The organism is Pseudomonas sp. AC112 (assembly GCF_979253545.1).
The window spans coordinates 5,708,590-5,730,327 of the sequence record NZ_CEEDCM010000001.1 but is presented as its reverse complement, the minus strand read 5'-3'; the positions used below and the strand labels follow the sequence as shown (position 1 = coordinate 5,730,327).

Sequence of the window (21,738 nt, the reverse complement as noted above, 5' to 3'; positions counted from 1 at the left end):
AGCAGCGGGCTTGCCGGCGATGGCGGCCTTGAGTGTTGCGCGGGTCTCAAGGGCCTTATCGCCGGCAAGCCGGATCCTGCAAGTGGAGTGTCAGACTTTGAATTGGCGCAAGAGCCCATCGAGTTGGTCGCTCAGGCCGCGCAAATGCGCACTTGCCACGCTCGACTGTTCCGCCGCCAACGCGGTGCTGTGGGACAGACCGGCGGCTTGGGTGACGTTCTGGTTGATGTCTTCGACCACATGGGCCTGTTGCAGGGTGGCGCTGGCGATCGAGGCGTTGAGGCCGTTGAGGTTGCGCAGGGCCTGGCCGATGGCAGTCAGGCTGGCACCGGCCTGGCCGGCCTGTTCGATGGTCAGTTGCGAGGCACTGTGGCTGTCGCTGATGACCTTGACTGCCGCTTCCGAGTGGCCTTGCAGGCGTTCGATCATGCCCTGGATCTCGGCAGTGGATTTTTGCGTGCGCTGGGCCAAAAGCCGCACTTCATCGGCCACCACGGCAAAGCCACGGCCTTGTTCACCGGCGCGGGCGGCTTCAATCGCGGCGTTGAGGGCCAGCAGGTTGGTTTGGTCGGCAATGGAGCGGATCACTTCGAGTACGCTGCCGATCTGGGTGCTTTCGGCGGACAGGGTGCGGATCACCTCCACCGCCTGGCTGATGGTGCCGGAGAGCTGGTCGATCTGCTGCAGGCTGCCGTCGATATTGACCTGGCCTTGTTGCGCCTGGGCCTGAGCGTCGCGCATTTCGCTGGCGGCGTGTTCGGCGTTCTTGGCCACGTCCTGCACGCCGTAGGTGACTTCATTGATGGCGGTGGCCACCAGCTCCATCTGCTGCGATTGTTGCTGGCTGCGGTCGTGAGCCTGGGTGGCGTTGTTGCCCAGCTCCTGCGAGGACTGGCCCAGGGCGTTGGCGCACACCTGCAATTGGCTCACCACCTGGCGCAGCTTGGCGGTGAAGCTGTTGAAGTGTTGGGACAGTTGGGTGACTTCGTCCCGGCCATGGGTGTCGAGGCTGCGGGTCAGGTCACTTTCGCCGCTGGCAATGTTGCCCATGGCGTTCACCGCATCCTGCAAAGGCCGCACGATACTGCGCGCGATCAGTGACACCAGCAACGCCATGACCAGCGCGATCCCCAGGCCGATGAACGAAGCTTTCCACACCTGGCCGCTGAACTCGGCCTGCACGTCATCCACATACACGCCCGAGCCGATAATCCAGCCCCAGGGTTCGAACAGCTGGATATACGAGGTCTTGGCCACTGGCGCGTCGGCCCCGGGCTTGGGCCAGCGATAATTGACGATGCCGGCGCCCTTGGCCTTGGCCAGGATCACGAACTCATTGAACACGGCAAACCCGTCCGGGTCGCGGATGGCCGAGAGGTTCTGGCCATCGAGCTTGGGGTTGGCCGGATGCATGATCATCACGGGCGTGAGGTCGTTGATCCAGAAATAGTCGTCATGGTCGTAGCGCAAGCCGCGTACCGCGCTCAAGGCCTGCTTCTGGGCAGCGTCGCGGGTCATCACGCCGGTGGTTTCGAGGCTGTGATAAAACGTCAGGATCCCGCTGGCGGTCTGTACCACGTGTTGGGTCTGCTGGCGCTTGGCCTGGTACAGGTCGTCATGGATCTGCTTGAGCATCAGCAAACCCAGGGCCAGCAGCATCAGCACGGCGACTATCAGGATCAGCCACAGGCGCCGGCTGATCGACATATTGCGCAAACTGTTCATCGTCCTGTCACTCCGTGCTTTTTATAATTGTGGGGGCTGCATCGACTTTTCCGACTTGTCTGATAGGCTTTCGGCCTGTAATCGCAAAACCTGAGTACCGTCTGATTTTTCACGAAATTTTTGCAGGCCGGCGTTGAAAATCAGCACCGGCCTCTGTCGTCAGTGAACCACTAAAAAAGATTAATAAGGCATGCCGTTGAGCATGACCTTTGGGGGAAGCATGGATTTTTGGACCGCCATTCAGGCATTGATTCTTGGCATTGTGGAGGGGCTTACCGAGTTCCTGCCGATCTCCAGTACCGGCCACCAGATCATCGTCGCCGACTTGCTCGACTTTACCGGCGACCGTTTCAACGCCTTCAACATCATTATCCAACTGGGCGCAATCCTGGCGGTGGTGTGGGAATTTCGCGGCAAGATTTTCGAAGTGGTCAGCGGGCTGCCGACCCAGCGCAAGGCCCAGCGGTTTACCGTCAACCTGTTGATCGCCTTCCTGCCGGCGGTGGTGTTGGGGGTGATATTCGCCGACCTGATTCACCACTACCTGTTCAACCCGATCACCGTGGCCACGGCGTTGGTGGTGGGCGGCATCATCATGTTGTGGGCCGAACGCCGCCAGCACGAAGTACACGCCGAAACCGTCGACGACATCACCTGGAAAGACGCGCTCAAAGTCGGCCTGGCCCAGTGCCTGGCGATGATCCCGGGCACCTCGCGTTCCGGCTCGACCATCATCGGCGGCCTGCTCTTTGGCCTGTCCCGCAAGACCGCCACCGAGTTCTCGTTCTTCCTGGCAATGCCGACCATGGTCGGTGCGGCGGTGTATTCGGGCTATAAATACCGTGACCTGTTCCAGCCCGCGGACCTGCCGGTGTTCGCCATCGGCTTCGTGACCTCCTTCATCTTCGCGATGATTGCCGTCAAGGGCCTGCTCAAATTCATTGCCAGCCACAGCTACGCCGCGTTTGCCTGGTACCGCATCGCATTCGGCCTGCTGATCCTGGCGACCTGGCAGTTCGGCTGGATCGACTGGGCGGCCGCCAAGGCATGATGATCCAGCACCCCCGCCTGAAAGCGGCGATCTTCGCGCTGCTGTGTGCTGCGCCGTTGCTGGGCTCGGTGCTGGTGTGGCAACGCGGCGAAACCGTTATCCCACTGGCGGCCTATGGCCTTGTCAGCGTGATCGCGTTCTTCCTTTACTGGAGCGACAAACGCAAGGCGCGCACCGACAGCTGGCGCACGCCGGAAAACATTCTCCACGCCGTCGAACTCGCGGGCGGCTGGCCAGGAGCGCTGATTGCCCAACAAGTATTCCGGCACAAGACGCGGAAGGTGTCTTATCAAGTGCTGTTCTGGGTGATCGTGCTGTTGCATCAAGTGTTCTGGTTGGACCAACTGTTCCTGGGCGGCACCCTGTGGTCAGTCCTATAACTACAACTTCGTAGCAACCAACGCCAACCACGCCAACCACGATGCGAAGCGAGCCGCTCTTGATGTTGATCTGGCTTTTGATCTTAAGCGCCCCATCAAACACGCTGGCCGGAATTCGACAGGGATTTGGGGGGTAAACCGGCAGGGATGCCGGTTTAGCCGCCCCGCGCCATGGATGGCGCGTGGCGGCGGCCCCCCAAATACCTGTCGGATTACGGGCACACCGAGCGTGAGCGAGGTGCCGAGTGTTGGGGCAAGAGCCTTTTGGTTACTTTTGGGCTCTTTTCAAAAGTGACCCGCCGTAAGGGCGGAACCCATAGCAGCCGTTACCCAAGTAACGGATATGTACCCGGTCTGATCCAACATCCAGGTCGGCTGCCAGGCCGCCTTCGCAGGCAAGCCAGCTCCCACATTTGGACCGCGGGGCAACAGTTAGAGAGTGGTCGGCTGTCAGGCCGCCTTCACAGGCAAGCCAGCTCCCACATTTTTGGATCGCGGGGCAACAGTTAGAGAATCCTCGGCTGTCAGGCCCCTCGCCATACCCAACTACCTACGCCTCCAACAACAACCCAACCTGCGTACGCTTAGGCAACTTACTCACCACCAACTGATGTGACCGCCGCAACAAACCCCGCAACTCCTCAGCCCCCAACGGATAGGGCGTATTCATAATCACCCACTGCGCCCGCGCCAGATACGGCGCCGGGTGAATACCTGGGCGATCCACATGCCCCAGGAACAACTCCTTGTCCACCTTGAACGCCAACGACTCACCGCGCAGATTCTGCAGCGCAAACATCTTATTGCCCGCAATCGAAAACACCCGCACGCCACCCCACTTGTAGTCTTCCCGCGCGCCCGGCAGGCTCAGGCAGAACGTCGCGACTTGGGCTTCATTCATCTTCATAACAGGCGGTCTCCACACCCTTTGAACCCTTCTTCCAGGTAATCGATCCAGGCACGAATGGCCGGCAACACGCCACGGCGATGCGGGTACACCGCTTGCAGCCAGCCACCCGGCAAGGACCATTCCGGCAGCAATTGCACCAAGCGGCCACTGGCCAGTTCCTCTTCACAGTACATCATCGGCAAGACGGTAAAGCCCAGGCCCATGATGGCGCTGGCCTTGCGCACAATAAAGTCGTCAATCCCCAGCCGAGCCTCCATCGCCAAATCGTGAGCGTTGCCCTGGGGATCGAGAATGCGTTGATGCACCAAGCGGTCCGCCTCCAGTGCACCGAGGATCGGCAATTGCTTGAGGTCATCCAGGGTTGCCACCTGGCGACCGAGCATCAGCGCGGGGCTGGCTACCAGCACGGTCTGTGCCTGACGCAGGCGTTTGGTGACCAGCAGCGGGTCTTCATCGCCGAGTTCGCGTACCCGCAACGCCACATCAATGCCTTCGGCCACCAGGTCGACGCGGCGGTTGACCAGGGTCATCTCCAATTGCACCTGCGGGTGGGCGGCGAGAAAACCTGCGACCAACTCCGGCAGGATGTGCTGGGCCATGCCCACCGGGCAGCTCACCCGCAGTCGCCCACGGGGTTCACTGGACATGCTGGCCACCGCCTCATCGGCCATTTCCGCCTCCAGCAGCATCGCCTGGCAATGCCGCAGGTAGCGCTCGCCGACGGCGGTGAGGGTCAACTGGCGGGTAGTGCGTTGCAGCAGGCGTGCACCGAGACGTTCTTCGAGCTCGGCAATGCGCCGCGACAGCCGCGACTTGGGAATCCCCAGCAGTCGCCCGGCTGCGGCGAAGCCACCGGCTTCCACGACTTTGGCGAAATAGTAGAGGTCGTTGAGGTCTTGCATGATCAACCTATTGTCCTGTCAATGGGACGAACTATCCGCGCCTGGCGTGTGCAAATCCACCAGAAAAAAAGCCAGCACCTTGTGGGCGCTAGCTTTTTTTTCGGCGGAACTGCCTAGAACTGTGCGCCCGCCATCAACACATACTTCACATGCACATACTCTTCGATCCCGTAATAGCTGCCTTCACGGCCATAACCCGATTGCTTGATCCCACCAAACGGCACCGAGGCAGTGCCCACCGAGCCGGAGTTGAGAATCACCATGCCGGCTTCCAACTGGCGCGACAGGCGCAACGACCGCCCCAGCGCGCTGGTGTAGGCATAGGCGACCAGGCCGAATTCGGTCTGGTTGGCACGGGCGATCACTTCGTCTTCGTCCTTGAAGGAATAGATCGCAAACACCGGCCCAAAGATCTCCTCGGTCGCGAGCGCAGAATCGTCCTGCAGGCCGGTCAACACCGTCGGCTCGTAGAACAGGCCGCCTTTGGCGTGAGGCTTGCCCCCCATCAAGACCTTGGCGCCGGCGGCCTTGGCGTTTTCCACCAGGCGCACAACCTTGTCAAAACCCAGTTGATTGACCAGCGGGCCGACCACGAAGCCTTCGCGCAGGCCCTGGTCCACTTCGATCTCGGCCACGGCCTGCTTTACGCGCTTGATGAAGTCTTCAAGGATGCTGTGCTGCACAAAGATCCGGTTTGGCGAGATGCACACTTGGCCGGAGTTGCGCAGCTTGGCGCTGACCAGTCCCTTCACCGCCTCATCCAGATTGGCGTCCTGGAACACGATAAACGGCGCGTTGCCGCCCAGCTCCAGGGTCATCTTCTTGATGCTCGCCGCGCATTGTGCAGCGAGCAATTTGCCGACGCCGGTGGAGCCGGTGAAGGATATCTTGCGGATGCGCGGGTCGCCCGTGAGGATCAGGCCGATTTCCTTGGGGTCGCCCACCACCACCTCTAGCACACCTTCCGCGATACCGGCCTGGCGGGCGTATTCGAGCAGCTTGAGGGCGGTGAGCGGGGTGTCCTCGGCGGGTTTGATCACCATGGTGCAACCGGCCGCCAGAGCAGTGGCGACCTTGCGGGTGATCATCATGAACGGGAAGTTCCAGGGTGTGATGGCGGCCACCGGGCCGATGGCTTCCTTGGTCACCACCACATTGGCGTTACGGTCGTGGGTGGGGATTGTGTCGCCGTAGACGCGCTTGGCTTCCTCGGCGTACCACTCGATAAAGCCCAGGCCGTAGTCGATTTCGCCGCGGGCTTCGCTGAGGCATTTGCCGTTTTCGCGGCAGAGCAGTTCGGCGAAGGCTTCTTTGTCAGCCTTCACCGCGTCATGCCAGCGGCGCAGGAGCTCACTGCGCTCCTTGGCGAGCCTGGAGGACCATTCGGGGAACGCGGCGCAGGCACGGTCGACGGCGGCCTTGACCTCGTCTGCGCTGTTCTTGGCGACGCGGCCGATTTCTTCACCGGTGGCAGGGTTGTAGACGATAAGCATGGGGGATCTCCGAGGGCTGAACGTACGGTTTCAGGCTACGGGCATGCGGTGTTCGAGCGAATATCCATTCCAATGTGCTGATTGCCTATTCCTATAAGTCCGTAGCGTCGCTGCCGGTCACGGGGTACCGTGGCGCTTTAACCAAGGGCCCGTGACCATGGACCGTACAGACAGAATCATCGAGCTGATGGGCACCCTGGCGCCTGTCGAAGGCTATAACCTGAGCGCATTGGATGACGTGCGCTTCCTGCGGTCCAACCGCCCACTGCACCGCGTGCCGGTGCTGTACGACCCTGGCATTGTGATCGTCTGCCAAGGGCGCAAGCGCGGTTTCCTGGGGGATGAGATTTACCTGTACGACGCCCAGCACTATCTGGTGGTGTCAGTGCCGGTGCCCTTCACCATGGAGACCGACGCCAGCGAAGCCGAGCCGATGCTGGCGGTGTACCTGCGCCTGGACTTCACCGTTGCGGCAGAGTTGATGGTGGCGCTGGATGACTTTCCGGCGTTGGTCGAAGCCAAGCCTCGGGGCATGTATTCGTCGCCCATGGATGACTTGCTCAGTGAGTCGTTGTTGCGCTTCCTGGAGGCCATGAGCGTGCCGATGGATGCGCACATTCTCGGCCCGGCGCTGATGCGCGAAATCTACTACCGGATCATCACGGGCGAGCAGGGCGGTTCGATGCGCGCCGCGTTGAATCGCCAAGGCCAGTTCGGCAAGGTGGCGCGGGCGATTCGCAAGATCCATGGGTGCTATGAGCAGCACCTGGACGTAGAAGAACTGGCCAAGGAAGCGATGATGAGCGTGCCGAGTTTTCACGCGCATTTTCGCACGGTGACGGACACCTCGCCGATGCAGTACCTCAAGTCCACTCGCCTGCACCAGGCGCGGTTGCTGATGCTGCGCAGCGATATCACCGCCGCCTCGGCCTGCGCCAAGGTCGGCTATGAAAGCGCTTCGCAGTTCAGTCGCGAATTCAAGCGCTTCTTCGGCCGCACGCCCCAGGAAGAGATCCAGTGGATGAAGCGCACCTATGCATTGCCGGCGCCTACGTCGGCGTCGATTTACGTGTCGTCCCACTGAGCAGGGTGAGTTGGGAGTGCATTGCAATCTGCCCGCTGGTTGGATTGTCTCATCAGCGGGACAAACAGTCGCATTTTGGCCCTCTAATCGTTTATTCGGATCATCTGTAGGATCAACTCCACTTGATCGCCACGTCGCGATCCTCACTTGGAGTTCACCCATGAAACTGTTGCATATCGATTCCAGCATCCTCGGCGACAACTCGGCCTCCCGTCAGCTCAGCGCGGGTGTGGTCAAGGCCTGGCAAGCGGCGGAGCCGGGCCTGGAAGTGACTTACCGCGACCTGGCCAGCGAAGGCATCAACCACTTCTCCGGCGCGACCCTGGGCGCCCTGGGCACCGCTGCCGAACTGCGTGATGCCGCGCAGAAACACGAAGCCGAACTGAGTGCATCATCGCTGGCTGAATTCCTCGCCGCCGATGCCGTGGTGGTCGGTGCGCCGATGTACAACTTCACCATTCCAACCCAGTTGAAAGCCTGGATCGATCGCATCGCTGTCGCCGGCCAGACCTTCCGCTACAGCGAAGCCGGCCCCGAAGGCCTGTGCGGCAACAAGAAAGTCATCATCGTGTCCACGGCCGGTGGCCTGCATGCCGGTCAAGCGTCCGGTGCCGCCCATGAAGGCTACCTGAAGCTGCTGTTCGGCTTCCTCGGTATCACCGACATCGAAATCGTGCGTGCCGAAGGCCTGGCCTACGGTGACGAAGTGCGCAGCAAAGCCCTGAACGACGCCAACGTACTGATCAACGAACAATTGTTCGCCGCCGCGTAAGGCTTGTGTAAATTTCGCCTTTCCTCGGTTTCAATCTGAAGCCGGGCGCCTAAACTCTGTATTCTGCTCGCCTCAAAACGACCGGAGTACGGAGTTTTTTCGTTTACCCGCTGTCATTACTTTGGCCCAGGTTGTGCAAGCATGGGTTTAACAACCTGGACGTTTCTCCGATATGTCGGTTCTCACGCAGCAAAGGTGGACATCCCCATGATGCGTCTTTGTGCTGTTATGGTTCTTTCCCTGCTCGGCAGCCTGATTTCAGTGCACGCTGCACCCGCGCCGCACCCGCATTGGAGTGTGGGCTTCCATCGCATGACGTTTCTTGATCCGCTGGACCTGCAGCCGATGAAAGCCGTGGCCTTTTACCCGTCCACCGGGCTTGAGCACACCACGCAACTGGGCGCGTACCACGTCGCCGCCACCGAAGATTCGAAGATCGCCATCGGCCGTTTCCCAATGCTGATGTTGTCCCACGGCAACACCGGCACGCCCCTGGCCCTGCACGACCTGGCTACATCGCTGGCGCGTAAGGGTTTCGTCGTGGTGGCGGTGCTGCACCCTGGCGACAACTACAAGGACCACAGCCGACTGGGCACGGTGAGCAACCTGTATGGCCGGCCGATCCAGATTTCCGAAGCGATCACCGCCACGTTGGGCGATCCGATGCTGTCGCCGTTCGTCAACGTCGACCAGGTGGGGGTTATCGGTTATTCAGCCGGCGGCGAAACCGCATTGATTCTGGCCGGTGCCAAGCCGGATTTCGACCGCTTGCGCCGTTACTGCCAGGAGCGCCCGGAAGACCGCGACGCCTGCACCACCAAGGGCGAACTGGTGGTGGACCGTGACGACCTGCAACCGCAATCCGACCCGCGTATTCATGCCTTGATGTTGATGGCGCCATTGAGCCTGATGTTCGGTCGCCACACCCTGGCCGACGTGCATGTGCCGGTGCTGCTCTACAGCGGTGACGGCGACAAGCTGGTGGCCGTGGACAAGAACGCGGCGGCCCTGGCGCGCAAGCTGCCGGAACCGCCGGACTTCAAACTGCTGGCCGGGGCAGGGCACTTCGTGTTCATGGCGCCGTGTGACAGCGATCAGTTGGCGGCCATGCCCGCGATTTGCACCGATGCCGATGGTGTCGACCGCGAAGGCATTCACCGTGACCTGATTTCCGAGGCGGGGCGTTTTTTCAGCCACACCCTCGGCCAATCCACCCGCGCCGGAATGCAGACGGCTGATCAGTAAGCGCGACGCTTGAGCAGAACGGTCACGCCCAAGGCAGTCACTGACAACAACGCGGCGCAGAAGAAGATCCAGCCATAGCCGAGGTTCAGTGCCACGGCGCCCATCAGCGGTCCTGCAATCGCCAGGGCCAAATCAAAGAAAACCGCGTAAGCACTCAGGCCTGCACCACGGCTGCTATTGGGCACCTGCTTGATGGCTTCTACGCCGAGCGCCGGGTACACCAGCGACAAGCCAAAACCGGTCAGCCCTGCGCCAATCAACGCCACGCCCGTCGACGGCGCCAGCCATAGCAGCGTCAGGCCCAGGGTCTCGATGGTCATGCAGGCGATGGCGGCACGGAAGCCGCCAAACCGGCTGATGGCAGAGATAAACACCAACCGCGACAGGATAAAGCACACGCCAAACACCGTCAGGCAGTACGCCGCACCGGCCCAGCCGCGATTGAGGTAGTACAGCGTAATAAAGGTGGTAAGCGTGCCGTAGCCAATGGAGGCCAGGCACAGGCTGGCGCCAAAGGGCGCGATACGCCCGAACACCGCCCAGAACGGCAAACGCTCACCGCGCACTACCGGCACTGAGGGTTTATTGCGGATCAGTACCAGGCCCAGCGCGGACAATACGGCCAGTGCAATGCCGAGGCTGTTGTAGCTGTATTCGGCCACCATCACCACGCCCAACGGCGCACCAATGGCGATGGCGCCGTAGGAAGCGATGCCGTTCCACGAAATCGAGCGCGCCGTGTGTTCCGCGCCCACCGCGCCCATGCACCAACTGATGGTGCCTACGCCGATCAGCCCTTGAGCCACGCCCAGCAACAGTCGGCCGACGATCAGAATGCCCAGGCTCAAGGCGGGCATGCTCTGTAGCAATGTCGCAAAGAGCGTCAGCACACCGCTGACCAGAATTCCCGCCAACCCCAACACAATCGCGCGCTTGGTGCCGACGTTGTCCGACATTCGCCCGGCCATGGGACGGCTGAGCAGGGTGGCAAGGTATTGCGACCCGATCGTGACCCCGGCCACCACGGCGCTGAAACCCAGTTGCTCATGCACATAGCCTGGGATGACCGCAATCGGCAGGCCGATGCAGATAAACGCGATGAAGGTATAGAAGACGATGGAGACGATCTGCAGGGTGATCGACAGGGAGCTGGGGGCGGCGGCAGACATGGGCACTCGTTCGCGGGCGGGCGGTGAGGGCATCATGGCAAGGGGAGGAGAGAAAAGGAAGCTGCCTAACGATAAACTCGGGTGGGCTCCTACAGGGCATGCATTCCCAATAAAAAACCCCGTCGTAGGACGGGGTTTTTTATTCGGCGCGCGGTGCTTAGAACACCACGCCCTGGCTGCGCAGGTAGTCGTCATAGGTGCCGCTGAAGTCGATCACGCCAGTAGCGCTCAACTCGATGATGCGGGTAGCCAAAGACGATACGAACTCGCGGTCGTGGCTGACGAAGATCAGCGTGCCCGGGTAGTTCTCCAGCGCCAGGTTCAGCGCCTCGATGGATTCCATGTCCAAGTGGTTGGTCGGTTCATCCATGATCAGCACGTTCGGCTTTTGCAGGATCAACTTGCCGAACAGCATGCGGCCTTGCTCACCACCGGAAATCACCTTGACCGACTTCTGGATCTCGTCATTGGAGAACAGCATGCGGCCCAGGGTGCCACGGATCATCTGCTCGCCTTGGGTCCACTGGCCCATCCAGTCGAACAGGGTGACGTCGTCTTCGAAGTCATGCGCATGGTCCTGGGCGTAGTAGCCCAGTTCCGCCGCGTCGGTCCACTTGATGCTGCCGGCGTCCGGGGACAGTTCGTTGACGAGGGTGCGCAACAGGGTGGTCTTGCCGATACCGTTCGGGCCGATGATCGCCACGCGCTCGCCGGCTTCAACCTGGAAGCTGAAGTCTTTGAACAGCGGCTTGCCGTCGAAGCCTTTGGCCATTTTTTCGACCATGACTGCCTGACGGTGCAGCTTTTTGTTCTGCTCGAAACGGATGAACGGGCTCACGCGGCTCGATGGCTTGACTTCGGCCAGCTGGATCTTGTCGATCGCCTTGGCGCGGGAGGTGGCCTGCTTGGCTTTGGAGGCGTTGGCCGAGAAGCGGCTGACGAAGGATTGCAGTTCGGAGATCTGTGCCTTCTTCTTGGCGTTGTCCGACAGCAGTTGCTCGCGGGACTGGGTCGCCACGGTCATGTACTCGTCGTAGTTGCCCGGGAACAGGCGCAGCTCGCCGTAGTCCAGGTCAGCCATGTGGGTGCACACGCTGTTCAGGAAGTGACGGTCGTGAGAGATGATGATCATCAGGCTGGAACGCTGGGTCAGGATGTTTTCCAGCCAGCGAATGGTGTTGATGTCCAAGTGGTTGGTCGGTTCGTCGAGCAACAGCACTTCAGGATCGGAGAACAGCGCCTGGGCCAGCAATACGCGTAGTTTCCAGCCTGGGGACACTTCGCTCATCGGGCCGAAATGCTGTTCCAGGGGAATGCCCAGGCCCAGCAGCAGTTCACCGGCACGGGATTCGGCGGTGTAGCCGTCCATTTCGGCGAACTCGGTTTCCAGCTCGGCCACGGCCATGCCGTCTTCTTCGCTCATTTCCGGCAGCGAGTAGATGCGGTCGCGCTCGGCCTTGACCTTCCACAGTTCTTCGTGGCCCATGATCACGGTGTCGAGCACGGTGAATTCTTCGTAGGCGAACTGGTCCTGGCGCAGTTTACCCAAGCGTACGTTCGGCTCCAGCATGACCTGGCCGCCGGACGGGTCGAGGTCGCCGCCAAGGATTTTCATGAAGGTCGACTTGCCGCAACCGTTGGCACCGATCAAACCATAACGGTTGCCGGCGCCGAACTTGACCGAGACGTTCTCGAAGAGCGGCTTGGCGCCGAACTGCATGGTGATGTTAGCTGTGGAGATCAATTACTTTACCTATCAATGGGTTGCGAGCGTGACGGCAGGAGCCATCAGGCATGCGTCAACAGCGACATCAAGGCGCGAAACCCGGTCGCTGAGCAGAAAATTGGGGATGTGTGTTGGAATTTGGCGCGCATTGTCGCATATGTCAGGCGACAGTTGTATGTCCGGCGAAGGATGGTTTCGCCAAGGTCTCTGGCATCGCCAGCCACAGCAGCGCCAACGCCAGCGCCGCCACGCCGGCCAGGGTCAGGAATGCCGCGTTGTAGCCGGCCTGTTGCACCACGAAACCGGCCAGGCTGCTACTCAACGCGGCGCCTAGGCCGAAGACGGTGGACAGGGCGCCCAGGCTGACGTTGAAACGTCCGGTGCCCTGGGTCAGGTCCTTGACGATCACCGGGAACAGCGCACCGAAGATCCCCGCACCGATGCCGTCGAGCATCTGCACGGCCACCAGCCAGTACGGATCGCTGGACAGCGTGTAGAGCACGCCCCGCAGCGGCAGGATCATGAAGCCAGCCATCAGCAAGGGTTTGCGTCCCCAGATGTCGGCCTTGAGCCCGACTAGCCAAGCCATCGGTACCATCACCAATTGCGCGGCGACGATGCATGCCGACGTCAGCGGCGTGGCCATCTGCAGGTTGATCTGCGAGAGTTTCTGGCTGACCAACGGCAGCATCGCCGCATTGGCCAGGTGGAACAGGGCGCAGCAGATGGCGAACAGCAGCAGCGGGCGGTTAGCCAGCAGTAGCCGCATGCCGGAAGGTTGTTCCTGATCGCTGTGATGCGCCGGGTCGAAGCCGCGTGCGACGTCATGGTCGATCGCTGAAGCCGACACGCAACTGATCGCGAGGATACTGGCCGCCGCCATGAAGGCCATCAGGTAGAACACCACCACAGGCCCGAACAGGTAGGCCAGGCCCCCGGCCAACAGCGCCGCCACGGCATTGCCGGCGTGGTTGAAGGTCTCGTTGCGTCCGGTGCGGCGCGTGAACGCACGCGGTCCGGTAATGCCCAGGGAGATTGCGCTGATCGCCGGTGCAAACACGGAGGCGGCGACGGCACTGGCGGCCTGGGTCAATGCCACCAGGCTGAACGAGCTGACAAAGGGTAGCAGCAGGCAACTGCCGGTCACTACGATGGCCGCCAGCGCGATCACGGCGCGCTTGCTGCGGGCGCGGTCGATCAAAGCGCCCGCCGGGCCCTGGGTGAGCAAGGCGGCGATACCGGCCAGGGTCATGACCACGCCGATGCTGGCAGGGTCCCATTTGTGCACGGCCAGCAAGTAAATGGCCAGGTAGGGGCCGAGGCCGTCGCGCACATCCGCCAGGAAGAAATTCAGGCTGTCCAGGGACAGGGTAGTGCGCAAGTCGGAATGATTGGCCACGGCAAAGGCTTCGCAGGCGGCGTCCAAGGGCTGGACACGCATGCGTTAATGACCCCCGGGGCCTGCGTTAAGTTTCGCCTGCCTGGTGGGCTTTTAATCCGTGGGCACTTGCCTTATTTTCTCCACCCCGCTGTATTGAATATCTGGAGACGCAATGGACATGCCCTCAGCTCAACAGGCAATCGCCAGTAACAAGGACGCCTGGGACCAATCCGCCAGCCTGCACAAAACCACCGACACCTGGAACGCGCTGCTCAACCGCGTGGGTGCGGCTGATTTTTCCTGCCTGGACCCGACCCTCACCGGCGTACTGCAAGACGTGGGGGTGGCCGGTAAAGATGTGGTGCAACTGTGTTGCAACAATGGCCGTGAGAGCCTCTCATTGTTTGCCCTGGGCGCACGCTCGGTGGTGGGGGTGGACCAATCCCGGGCCTTTCTCCAACAGGCCTGCGAATTGGCGGCTGTCTCGCCCCACAGCCCTGAATTCGTTGAAAGTGATATCCACCACCTGCCGCCGCAGTTGCATGAGCGCTTTGACATCGCGCTGGTGACCATCGGCGTGCTGGGCTGGATGCCGGACGTAGCGTTATTCATGCGCCACGTGGCCAGCACCTTGAAGCCCGGCGGTACGCTGGTGATGTATGAAACCCACCCGTTCCTGGAAGTGTTCGATCCTCGTGCGCAAAACCCCTTCCTGCCGGCCAGTTCCTACTTCCGGCGCGAGCCCTTTGTGCTGCAGGAATCGATTGTCTACGAGGGCCAGGGCGAGGTGGCCGGGCCGACCTCCTATTGGTACGTGCACACCTTGGGCGACGTTGTCAGTGCCGCGATCTGCGCGCACTTGCAGATCAGCCATCTGCAAGAGTATGCCCATTCGAACCGCGAAGAGCTGTACGACCAGTACGAGCATCAGCCGGCGCAATTGCCGATGTGTTTTACCTTGACCGCCACCAAGCGTGCCGAGTGACGCGCTACCTGTGTAGGAGCCGGCTTGCCGGCGAAACGACTCAAGGGCGCTGCCGTTGTCCTGATAGTACGCATTATCGTTGACGACCATCGGCGGCAAGCCGCCCCCTACGGGGCTGGTGCTTGTTTCACAGTCGGGTTTCCCGTAGGCAAAAAAAAGCCCGCGAGGGGAGGCGGGCTAAGGGATTCACTGGAGTAGGTAGGCTTCACCCTATAGACCCGAAAGTGAAGGGTTTGTGAAAATGTGGTCACAAATTCGGATGGCGCATTGATCAGGTACGCCGCACGAAAGTGCGCATGGTTTGACCTGGGCCAGTATTGAACTCGATTGGCCTGGGCATACTTTCATCTGCGGCAATGAACACGAATTCGTCCCCTTCGAGGCGATAACTGGCGGGCAGTTGCTTGCCTGCGTCCTCCCCTATGGCGTCGATCCAGGTGATGCTCTTGGGAACGGTGCTGCTGTCCAGGAAAAACCGGCCAGCCAGCAACACCTCACCGTTGACGGTCTTCACTTCGAAACGATCGCCGGTGATAGTGGTGAGTGCCCCAGGGGCACTGTGCGCATCGATGGGGTTGAGCACGCCACTGTCTTCGAGTGCGGTTTGCTCCCAGGCACCTTGAAGGGCTTGAACATCTGGGTCGGAAATGGATGACATACAAATTCCTTTTTGCTGAAGGGTTGATCGCCTGATGCGTAATCAAGCGTAGGAAGAGTCTTATTTTTTGATTTTTTATGCGATTTTTCGTTATTACGACAGGCAATTGGCGTTATTTTGCCTGCCCGCTGGGTAACGTCTTGTAACGGACCGTCTATGCTCTGGGTGCCTGTCAGTAAGGGCACCCGTGTAACTGAAATGAAACCGTCCACTGCTTAGGTATGAGGGTTCAGTGATCTGGGTGGTCCCTATGCCGACAGTGGGCCGCTTATATCGAGCGTCCTGACGTTGCCCCCTGTTTATTTGGTTGTTATTCAGGTCTGAGTTGTTTGGGCGCTGAATTTCAATTCATCAGGGTGTATGAACTTTGAATAACACTCCCCAGCTACATCAATATTTACCGTCGGATGAAGTCGATCTTTTTGAGCTGTTTCATGCAATCTGGAAGCAAAAAAAATGGGTCATCGGTTGCACGATTCTGGCGGGCCTTCTGGGAGTAGGCTACGCGTACCTGTCGCCGAAGGTTTACCAAATCAGCAGTGTGTTGCGGCCTGCGGCGATCAATGAGCTAGATGCCCTCAACCGGTCTGAAGTCTACAAGCTGCCACCCGCCGATGCACTGGCCAAAGTTGGCTCTCAGCTCGAATCGTATGAGGCCCGCTTGGATTTCTTCAGGGCTAATCCTGCGCTGTTCGAGGCCTTTCAGCAGCCCGGACGCAGCCTGGAGCAGAGCTTCGAGGCGTTTAATGGCTCCGCCATCAACCTGGTGCTCCCGGATCCGAAGAAATCCGATTCGCCCAACAGCTACTTGCGCCTGGAGATGCAGTACCCCGACGGCCTTGACGGAGTGGCAATTCTCAATGGGTTCGTAGCCTACGCCATCGCGCGGCAACGCAAGCAGGTGGGGGCGGACCTCAAGGTAATCGTCAATAACCGCCTGAACGAGCTCAAGGGTAAGATCGATGCGGCGCGTGCCAATTATGAAACAGGCAAGGCGTCGAAAATTGCCCGGTTGCTGGAGGCGGACAAGATCAAGCGTGCGCAGTTGCAGGACGAACTCACCGCCTTGCGCCTACAGATGAAATTGCAGCGCGGCAGCCGCCTGGCAGAATTGGATGAGGCGATCTCGATCGCCAAGTCCATCGGCATCAAGAACCCCACCACGCCGTCAGCCATGGGTGCTGATGCGTTCAATGGTTCCAGCCCGGTGGTGCGCACTGAGGTCACCAACCAGAAAGTCCCCTTGTACTTCTTGGGCACCGAGGCATTGGAGGCCGAGCGAGCGGCTCTGGTACGCCGCACCAACGACGACTTCACCAATAACCGCATCGCGGAGATTGGCAAGGAATTGCGCATGCTTGACGTCAATCGTGAGGTGGAGGTGCTCAACGGTCGCAAGGATGAGGACATGTTCCTGCAAGACGTTGAGCCACTCTGGGCGGAGGAAGCCCGGCTGCGCGGCCTCAATATCGACATGAGCATGCTCAAACTGGTGACCGTGGACCGGCTGGCGCTGGAACCCCTGGGCCCGATCAAACCACGAAAGTCCCTGATCATCGCGTTAAGCCTGGTGGCAGGGCTGATGTTCGGTATTTTGCTGGCGCTGACGCGACATTTCGTGCACTTGCGCAGGCAAAACGGACCCTTTGCGGTGCTTGATGAACGCCGGTTGCCAGGCCGATAGTCCGCAACAAACTCCCCGCGGGCCTGCCACTAGGCAAGCCCGCTCAACACATTCAGAAGACAGCTTTTCACAATTCTTAGTTAACTTTTGGTTACAACCTGTGGCTAAATAACTGCCAATGGCCATGAACCCGTCGTGACTTAACGGGCAGTGCCGACTGTGTGAATTGTGATTTCAGGTGCTGCTATCCAACCTCGGCCGTCGTGGGCACGCAGGAGCAGCCTGTTCTCTTCTGACGTGTGACGAAATCCCTTGAAACTCATCATTGTTGTTCTCTACGTTGCCTCGATTGCGTATGTACATCTGCGTGGCCGGGTGCGACACAAGCTGGGCCGCCAGCTCAGTGACCATTCCACCTTCCTGGCACCGGTCAACTGCTTTCTCTACCTCTTCTCAAAGCTGCCCAGCCGACCGTACCTGTCGCCCAGCGAATTCCCCGACCTCAGCCCGCTGCAAGAACACTGGGAAGAAATCCGCCAGGAGGGCCAGAACCTGATGCGTGCCGGTGAGATCAAGCGCTCGGACCAATACAACGACGTGGGTTTCAACTCGTTCTTCAAGTCGGGCTGGAAACGCTTCTACCTGAAGTGGTACGGCGACAGCCACCCGTCGGCGATGAAGCTGTGTCCGCGCACTACGGAGCTGGTGCAGGGCATCGGTTCGATCAAGGCCGCGATGTTCGCCGAGCTGCCACCGGGCTCCAAGCTAGTGCGCCACCGTGACCCGTATGCCGGTTCATACCGCTATCACTTGGGCCTGGATACCCCTAACGATCCTGGCTGCTATATCAATGTGGACGGCGAAAACTATTACTGGCGTGACGGCGAACCGGTGATGTTCGACGAGACCTACATCCACTACGCCGAGAACACCACGCAGCAGAACCGCATCATCCTGTTCTGCGACATCGAGCGTCCGATGAAGTACCGCTGGGCTGCGGCCTTCAATCGCTGGTTCAGCCGTAATGTGATGGCAGCTGCCGGCTCGCCCAATGATGCTGGCGACAAGACCGGCGGGCTCAATCGTGCCTTTACCCGCCTGTACAAGATTCGCCTGCGGGGCAAGGAGCTGAAAAAGCGCAACCGCACGCGTTACTACCTGGAAAAGTGGGCGATCTTCGCCGGTTTGGCAGCTATCTTCCTGCTGATCTGACCGCTTCGGGCGCCTTCACTCCGGTGGGTGGGCGCCCAGTTTGTCCCACATCTTCTTGCTGATTTTCTGTCGATTGGCATAGCCGTCCCAAGGATCGGCCTTCAGGCCGTCCAACCGCTGCTGCAGATTGGCGACTGTCCACTGCTGTGCACTGCGTAACCCCTTCAATTCCTCACGACTGATCGGCACCGAGACCGGCAAGCCCGGCCGCGCCCTTACCGAATACGCCGCCACCGTGCTGGCGCCCCGCGCATTGCGCAAATAGTCGATGAATATCTTGCCGACCCGGTTCTTGGGGCCTGAGGTCGCGGTAAAACGCTCCGGCAATTGTGCGGTCATGAATTGGGCGATGGCCTTGGCGAACGCCTTGACGGTGTCCCAGCTGTCTCGGCGCGCCAGTGGCACGACCAGGTGCAAGCCCTTGCCGCCGCTGGTCTTGACGAAGGCTTGCAGGCCTATTTCATCCAATACCGAGAGGGTCAATTGCGCCGCTTCGAGCATGGCTTTCCACGGCAGCGCCGGGTCCGGGTCGAGATCGAGCACAAACAAGTCAGGGGTTTCGATCTTGTCCGAGGTGGCGCCCCAGGTGTGAAACTCCACGGAGCCCATCTGCACGGCCCCGATCAACGCCTTGACGCTGTCGATTTCCATCAGGCGCGCATGCCCAGGGTCGAGGGCCTGATCCAGTTGCTTGATATTGGGAATGGCCAGGCGCTCCGAGTGTTTCTGGAAGAACTGCTCGCCGTCGATGCCTTCAGGCGCCCTGAGCAGTGAAACCGGGCGGTGGTGCAGGAAGGGCAGGATCCATCGGCTGATCCCCGCGTAGAACTGCGCCAGTTGCTGCTTCTGCGTGCCGCTTTGCGTGTCGATCACGCGGTCGGGGTGGGTGATGTTCACCCCGGCGCTGGGTTTTTTTGCCGGTTTCATGGATTTGGCCGTACGCGGTTGCTCATGAATGATCTGGGCTGCGGGTTTGTCGGTGCGCATCCCCACGAACGCCGCCTGGCGCACCACGCCTTCGCGGGTCCATTCGGCAAATTGCACCTCGCCGACCAATGTCGGCTCCACCCAGTGCACGCCACGGGCCTGGGCGCTGGTTAGCGGTTTTGCCAAGGGGGATGCCTTGCACTCCAGCGGCGTGAGTTGCGCGTAGATGGCTTTCAGCGCCGCTTGATCAAAGCCCGTGCCCACACGCCCGGCATACACCAGCCCTGTGTCGTCGTTTACCGCCAGTAACAGCGCCCCGAAACCACTGCGCGAACCCTGCGGCCGGGTGTAGCCGACGATCACGAATTCCTGGCGCAGGCGACATTTGAGCTTGATCCAATCGGCGCTGCGACTGGAAGCGTAAGGGCTGCCCAGGCGCTTGCCGATCACGCCCTCTAGGGATAGGTCACAGGCACTTTCAAAAATATCGCGATGGTGCGCGGTGAACGCTTCCGAGAACCGCAATAGCTTGCTTCTGCTGCGAGCCAACGCTGCCTTGAGTGCCGCACGGCGATCTTCGACCGGTGCCTGGCGCTGATCCTGGCCATTGAGGAAGGGCGCATCGAACAGGTAATAGACAATGTCCAGGCTGCGGCCGATATCAAAAGCGTTTTGCAGCGCCTGGAAGTCCGGCAGGCCGTCGCCGTTGAGGCTGACCACCTCGCCGTCGAGCCAACTGTCCTTGAGCTTCAGGGCTTGCAGAGCCTTGGCCTGGCGCGGCAGGCGTTCGGTCCAGTCATGGCCGTTGCGGGTGAACAGGCGCACGTCGCCATCGCGTATGCGTGCGAGCATGCGGTAGCCGTCGAACTTGATCTCGTAGTGCCAGTCGCCCTCGGGGGCGCGGTCCACTAACGTGGCCAACTGCGGTGCGAATTGCTCGGGGAGGGCGGACGTCGCGGCTTTTCTGGGCTTGGCCTTGGTTTTCGCCTGGGGCTTGGCATCGGGCGCGCCGACCGATGCGTCGCTGACCACGCTGTTCGGCTGGGCCTGCACGATATCGTAGTCGTCGGCCGGGCGTGCCTGCGGGTCCTTTTCCTTGATCAGCAGCCATTGTTCCTTGTCGCCGCTGCCTTTAAGGCGGGTGCGCACCAGCGTCCAGTCACCGGAAAGCTTTTCACCGACCAGGGTGAATTTGAGCTTGCCAGCGGCGTAGGCCTTGCGCGGGTCGTCATGGGGTTGCCACACGCCACGGTCCCACACGATGACATCGCCCGCACCATACTGGCCGGCTGGAATACTGCCTTCGAAGCTGCCGTAGCTGAGGGGGTGATCCTCCACGTGCACGGCCAGGCGCTTCTGCGTCGGGTCCAGGCTCGGGCCTTTGGGCACCGCCCAACTGAGCAACACGCCATCGAGTTCCAGGCGAAAGTCATAGTGCAGGTTGCGCGCGTCATGTTTCTGGATCACGAAGGACAGCGCCGATGCTTTGCGCTTGCCGGCGGGCGCACTGCCTGCCGGCTCGCCGGTAATGCCGAAGTCGCGCTTGCGGTTGTACTCGCTGAGGGGCTTTGGCATGACTTAAGAGGCCTTGGTGGATTTTTTCGCCGCGGGCTTCTTGGCGGGTTTGCCGGCCAGGCTGCGCTTGAGCAGTTCCGTCAGGTCGATCACATCAGCGGATTTGCGCTCTTCAGTGTCTTTGCTGGTTTCCACGTCTTCGATCTTGCCGGCCTTGGCCTTTTTGGCCACCAACGCCATGATTTTTTCCTGGAAGCTGTCGCGGTAATCATCGGGCTGCCAGTCGGCGCTCATGTCCTCCACCAGACGCTTGGCCATGTCCAACTCACCCTTGGCGAGGGTGGGTTTGGTCACGTCGCTGCCCAGTTCCAGTTCATCCAGGCTGCGCACTTCGGCGGGCCAGCGCAGCATCACCAGCACCAGCGCCGAGTCCAGGGGCATCAAGGCCGCCAAGTGCTGCTTGGTGTGCAACACCACGTTGGCCAGCGCAACCTTGCCGGTTTTCTTAAGGGTTTCCCTTAGCAATGCGTAGACCTTGCCCCCACGCTTGTCCGGGGCGAGGAAGTAGGGGGTGTCGATGTTCTGCAATGGGATCTGGTCGCTGGCGACAAACGCGATGATCTCGATGGTCTGGGTCGACTTGGGGTGGGCCGAGCGGATTTCTTCTTCGCTGAGCACCACATAGCGACCTTTCTCGAAAGCCACACCCTTGACGATATTTTCTTTGGTGACTTCCTTGCCGGTGGTCTTGTTGATCCGCTTGTAGCCCACCGGGTCCATGCTGCGCTTGTCCAGCCAGTCGAAGTCTACGCCCTGTGATGACGTGGCCGAGACCAGCGACACCGGGATATGCACCAGGCCAAAACTGATGGCGCCTTTCCAGATTGACCGTGGCATATATGCGATTCCTTAAGTAGAGGCTGTGTTCTGGTGACTCGGACGCTGCGTGAAAAGTTTCCCCAGGCAGATGCGCGGACAG

Annotated in this window: 18 protein-coding genes; 8 read left to right on the top strand and 10 right to left on the bottom strand. The window is 60.5% G+C overall.

The genetic code is table 11. The features are described from left to right. Positions 1–90 precede the first annotated feature (90 nt). A complete protein-coding gene (locus tag AC0IYN_RS26695; RefSeq protein WP_406599494.1) occupies positions 91–1,725 on the bottom strand; it encodes a methyl-accepting chemotaxis protein in 1,635 nt (544 codons plus the stop codon). Positions 1,726–1,945: 220 nt separating this feature from the next. Between AC0IYN_RS26695 and AC0IYN_RS26690 the strand changes: the two genes are divergently transcribed. Together AC0IYN_RS26690 and AC0IYN_RS26685 are read left to right on the top strand one after the other, a co-directional pair. Further along, on the top strand, positions 1,946–2,776 hold the full coding sequence (locus tag AC0IYN_RS26690) for an undecaprenyl-diphosphate phosphatase (protein ID WP_078050914.1): 831 nt from the start codon (positions 1,946–1,948) through the stop codon (positions 2,774–2,776). After that, on the top strand, positions 2,773–3,156 hold the full coding sequence (locus AC0IYN_RS26685) for a DUF1294 domain-containing protein (RefSeq protein WP_471844106.1): 384 nt from the start codon (positions 2,773–2,775) through the stop codon (positions 3,154–3,156). The genes AC0IYN_RS26690 and AC0IYN_RS26685 overlap by 4 nt, the downstream gene beginning before the upstream one ends. A 550-nt stretch (positions 3,157–3,706) precedes the next feature. Here AC0IYN_RS26685 and AC0IYN_RS26680 read toward each other — a convergent pair. From AC0IYN_RS26680 to AC0IYN_RS26670, 3 genes are all read right to left on the bottom strand, one after another. Beyond that, the gene (locus AC0IYN_RS26680; protein WP_406596596.1) at positions 3,707–4,063 is read right to left on the bottom strand and encodes an MmcQ/YjbR family DNA-binding protein; all 357 of its coding nucleotides are present in this window, start codon (positions 4,061–4,063) and stop codon (positions 3,707–3,709) included. Beyond that, complete coding sequence (locus AC0IYN_RS26675) at positions 4,060–4,968, bottom strand: LysR substrate-binding domain-containing protein (RefSeq protein ID WP_078050915.1); 909 nt, start codon at positions 4,966–4,968, stop codon at positions 4,060–4,062. The genes AC0IYN_RS26680 and AC0IYN_RS26675 overlap by 4 nt, the downstream gene beginning before the upstream one ends. 113 nt (positions 4,969–5,081) lie before the next feature. Next, the gene (locus tag AC0IYN_RS26670; protein WP_406596595.1) at positions 5,082–6,461 is read right to left on the bottom strand and encodes an NAD-dependent succinate-semialdehyde dehydrogenase; all 1,380 of its coding nucleotides are present in this window, start codon (positions 6,459–6,461) and stop codon (positions 5,082–5,084) included. Positions 6,462–6,618: 157 nt separating this feature from the next. On the opposite strand from AC0IYN_RS26670, the gene AC0IYN_RS26665 reads away from it, so the two are divergent. From AC0IYN_RS26665 to AC0IYN_RS26655, 3 genes are all read left to right on the top strand, one after another. Further along, positions 6,619–7,545, top strand: a complete 927-nt coding sequence (locus AC0IYN_RS26665) for an AraC family transcriptional regulator (protein ID WP_078048293.1) — start codon at positions 6,619–6,621, stop codon at positions 7,543–7,545. Positions 7,546–7,705: 160 nt separating this feature from the next. Beyond that, positions 7,706–8,317: an FMN-dependent NADH-azoreductase gene (locus AC0IYN_RS26660; RefSeq protein WP_406596594.1), complete on the top strand. Its 612-nt coding sequence runs from the start codon at positions 7,706–7,708 to the stop codon at positions 8,315–8,317. A 207-nt stretch (positions 8,318–8,524) separates the two neighbouring features. After that, positions 8,525–9,562 (top strand): alpha/beta hydrolase family protein, encoded by a 1,038-nt coding sequence (locus tag AC0IYN_RS26655; RefSeq protein ID WP_078048295.1) that lies wholly within the window; start codon positions 8,525–8,527, stop codon positions 9,560–9,562. On the opposite strand, the gene AC0IYN_RS26650 is transcribed toward AC0IYN_RS26655, so the two are convergent. From AC0IYN_RS26650 to AC0IYN_RS26640, 3 genes are all read right to left on the bottom strand, one after another. Continuing rightward, positions 9,556–10,731, bottom strand: a complete 1,176-nt coding sequence (locus AC0IYN_RS26650) for an MFS transporter (RefSeq protein WP_406596593.1) — start codon at positions 10,729–10,731, stop codon at positions 9,556–9,558. The genes AC0IYN_RS26655 and AC0IYN_RS26650 overlap by 7 nt on opposite strands. Before the next feature lie 157 nt (positions 10,732–10,888). Beyond that, positions 10,889–12,475, bottom strand: a complete 1,587-nt coding sequence (locus AC0IYN_RS26645) for an ABC-F family ATPase (RefSeq protein ID WP_406596592.1) — start codon at positions 12,473–12,475, stop codon at positions 10,889–10,891. A 142-nt stretch (positions 12,476–12,617) separates the two neighbouring features. Continuing rightward, a complete protein-coding gene (locus tag AC0IYN_RS26640; RefSeq protein ID WP_457238500.1) occupies positions 12,618–13,856 on the bottom strand; it encodes an MFS transporter in 1,239 nt (412 codons plus the stop codon). 154 nt (positions 13,857–14,010) lie between these two features. On the opposite strand from AC0IYN_RS26640, the gene AC0IYN_RS26635 reads away from it, so the two are divergent. Next, complete coding sequence (locus AC0IYN_RS26635) at positions 14,011–14,823, top strand: class I SAM-dependent methyltransferase (protein WP_471844100.1); 813 nt, start codon at positions 14,011–14,013, stop codon at positions 14,821–14,823. 271 nt (positions 14,824–15,094) lie between these two features. Here the strand turns inward: AC0IYN_RS26635 and AC0IYN_RS26630 are convergent, their stop codons facing one another. Then, positions 15,095–15,481: a TIGR03067 domain-containing protein gene (locus AC0IYN_RS26630; RefSeq protein WP_406596590.1), complete on the bottom strand. Its 387-nt coding sequence runs from the start codon at positions 15,479–15,481 to the stop codon at positions 15,095–15,097. Positions 15,482–15,848: 367 nt separating this feature from the next. Between AC0IYN_RS26630 and AC0IYN_RS26625 the strand changes: the two genes are divergently transcribed. Both AC0IYN_RS26625 and lpxO read left to right on the top strand, forming a co-directional pair. Then, positions 15,849–17,165, top strand: a complete 1,317-nt coding sequence (locus tag AC0IYN_RS26625; RefSeq protein WP_406596589.1) for a Wzz/FepE/Etk N-terminal domain-containing protein — start codon at positions 15,849–15,851, stop codon at positions 17,163–17,165. 252 nt (positions 17,166–17,417) lie between these two features. Further along, positions 17,418–18,317: a lipid A hydroxylase LpxO gene (gene lpxO, locus AC0IYN_RS26620; protein WP_406596588.1), complete on the top strand. Its 900-nt coding sequence runs from the start codon at positions 17,418–17,420 to the stop codon at positions 18,315–18,317. Positions 18,318–18,332: 15 nt separating this feature from the next. Here the strand turns inward: lpxO and ligD are convergent, their stop codons facing one another. Together ligD and ku are read right to left on the bottom strand one after the other, a co-directional pair. Then, positions 18,333–20,819, bottom strand: coding sequence for a DNA ligase D (gene ligD, locus AC0IYN_RS26615; protein WP_471844097.1), 2,487 nt, complete (start codon positions 20,817–20,819; stop codon positions 18,333–18,335). Positions 20,820–20,822: 3 nt separating this feature from the next. Then, complete coding sequence (ku, locus tag AC0IYN_RS26610) at positions 20,823–21,656, bottom strand: non-homologous end joining protein Ku (protein ID WP_099491154.1); 834 nt, start codon at positions 21,654–21,656, stop codon at positions 20,823–20,825. Positions 21,657–21,738 lie beyond the last annotated feature (82 nt).

Excerpts from the sequence above, each read along its gene's own strand:
- AC0IYN_RS26695 (WP_406599494.1), bottom strand. The coding sequence starts at position 1,725 with ATGAACAGTTTGCGCAATATGTCGATCAGCCGGCGCCTGTGGCTGATC.
- AC0IYN_RS26690 (WP_078050914.1), top strand. The coding sequence starts at position 1,946 with ATGGATTTTTGGACCGCCATTCAGGCATTGATTCTTGGCATTGTGGAG.
- AC0IYN_RS26685 (WP_471844106.1), top strand. The coding sequence starts at position 2,773 with ATGATGATCCAGCACCCCCGCCTGAAAGCGGCGATCTTCGCGCTGCTG.
- AC0IYN_RS26680 (WP_406596596.1), bottom strand. The coding sequence starts at position 4,063 with ATGAAGATGAATGAAGCCCAAGTCGCGACGTTCTGCCTGAGCCTGCCG.
- AC0IYN_RS26675 (WP_078050915.1), bottom strand. The coding sequence starts at position 4,968 with ATGCAAGACCTCAACGACCTCTACTATTTCGCCAAAGTCGTGGAAGCC.
- AC0IYN_RS26670 (WP_406596595.1), bottom strand. The coding sequence starts at position 6,461 with ATGCTTATCGTCTACAACCCTGCCACCGGTGAAGAAATCGGCCGCGTC.
- AC0IYN_RS26665 (WP_078048293.1), top strand. The coding sequence starts at position 6,619 with ATGGACCGTACAGACAGAATCATCGAGCTGATGGGCACCCTGGCGCCT.
- AC0IYN_RS26660 (WP_406596594.1), top strand. The coding sequence starts at position 7,706 with ATGAAACTGTTGCATATCGATTCCAGCATCCTCGGCGACAACTCGGCC.
- AC0IYN_RS26655 (WP_078048295.1), top strand. The coding sequence starts at position 8,525 with ATGATGCGTCTTTGTGCTGTTATGGTTCTTTCCCTGCTCGGCAGCCTG.
- AC0IYN_RS26650 (WP_406596593.1), bottom strand. The coding sequence starts at position 10,731 with ATGTCTGCCGCCGCCCCCAGCTCCCTGTCGATCACCCTGCAGATCGTC.
- AC0IYN_RS26635 (WP_471844100.1), top strand. The coding sequence starts at position 14,011 with ATGGACATGCCCTCAGCTCAACAGGCAATCGCCAGTAACAAGGACGCC.
- AC0IYN_RS26630 (WP_406596590.1), bottom strand. The coding sequence starts at position 15,481 with ATGTCATCCATTTCCGACCCAGATGTTCAAGCCCTTCAAGGTGCCTGG.
- ligD (WP_471844097.1), bottom strand. The coding sequence starts at position 20,819 with ATGCCAAAGCCCCTCAGCGAGTACAACCGCAAGCGCGACTTCGGCATT.
- ku (WP_099491154.1), bottom strand. The coding sequence starts at position 21,656 with ATGCCACGGTCAATCTGGAAAGGCGCCATCAGTTTTGGCCTGGTGCAT.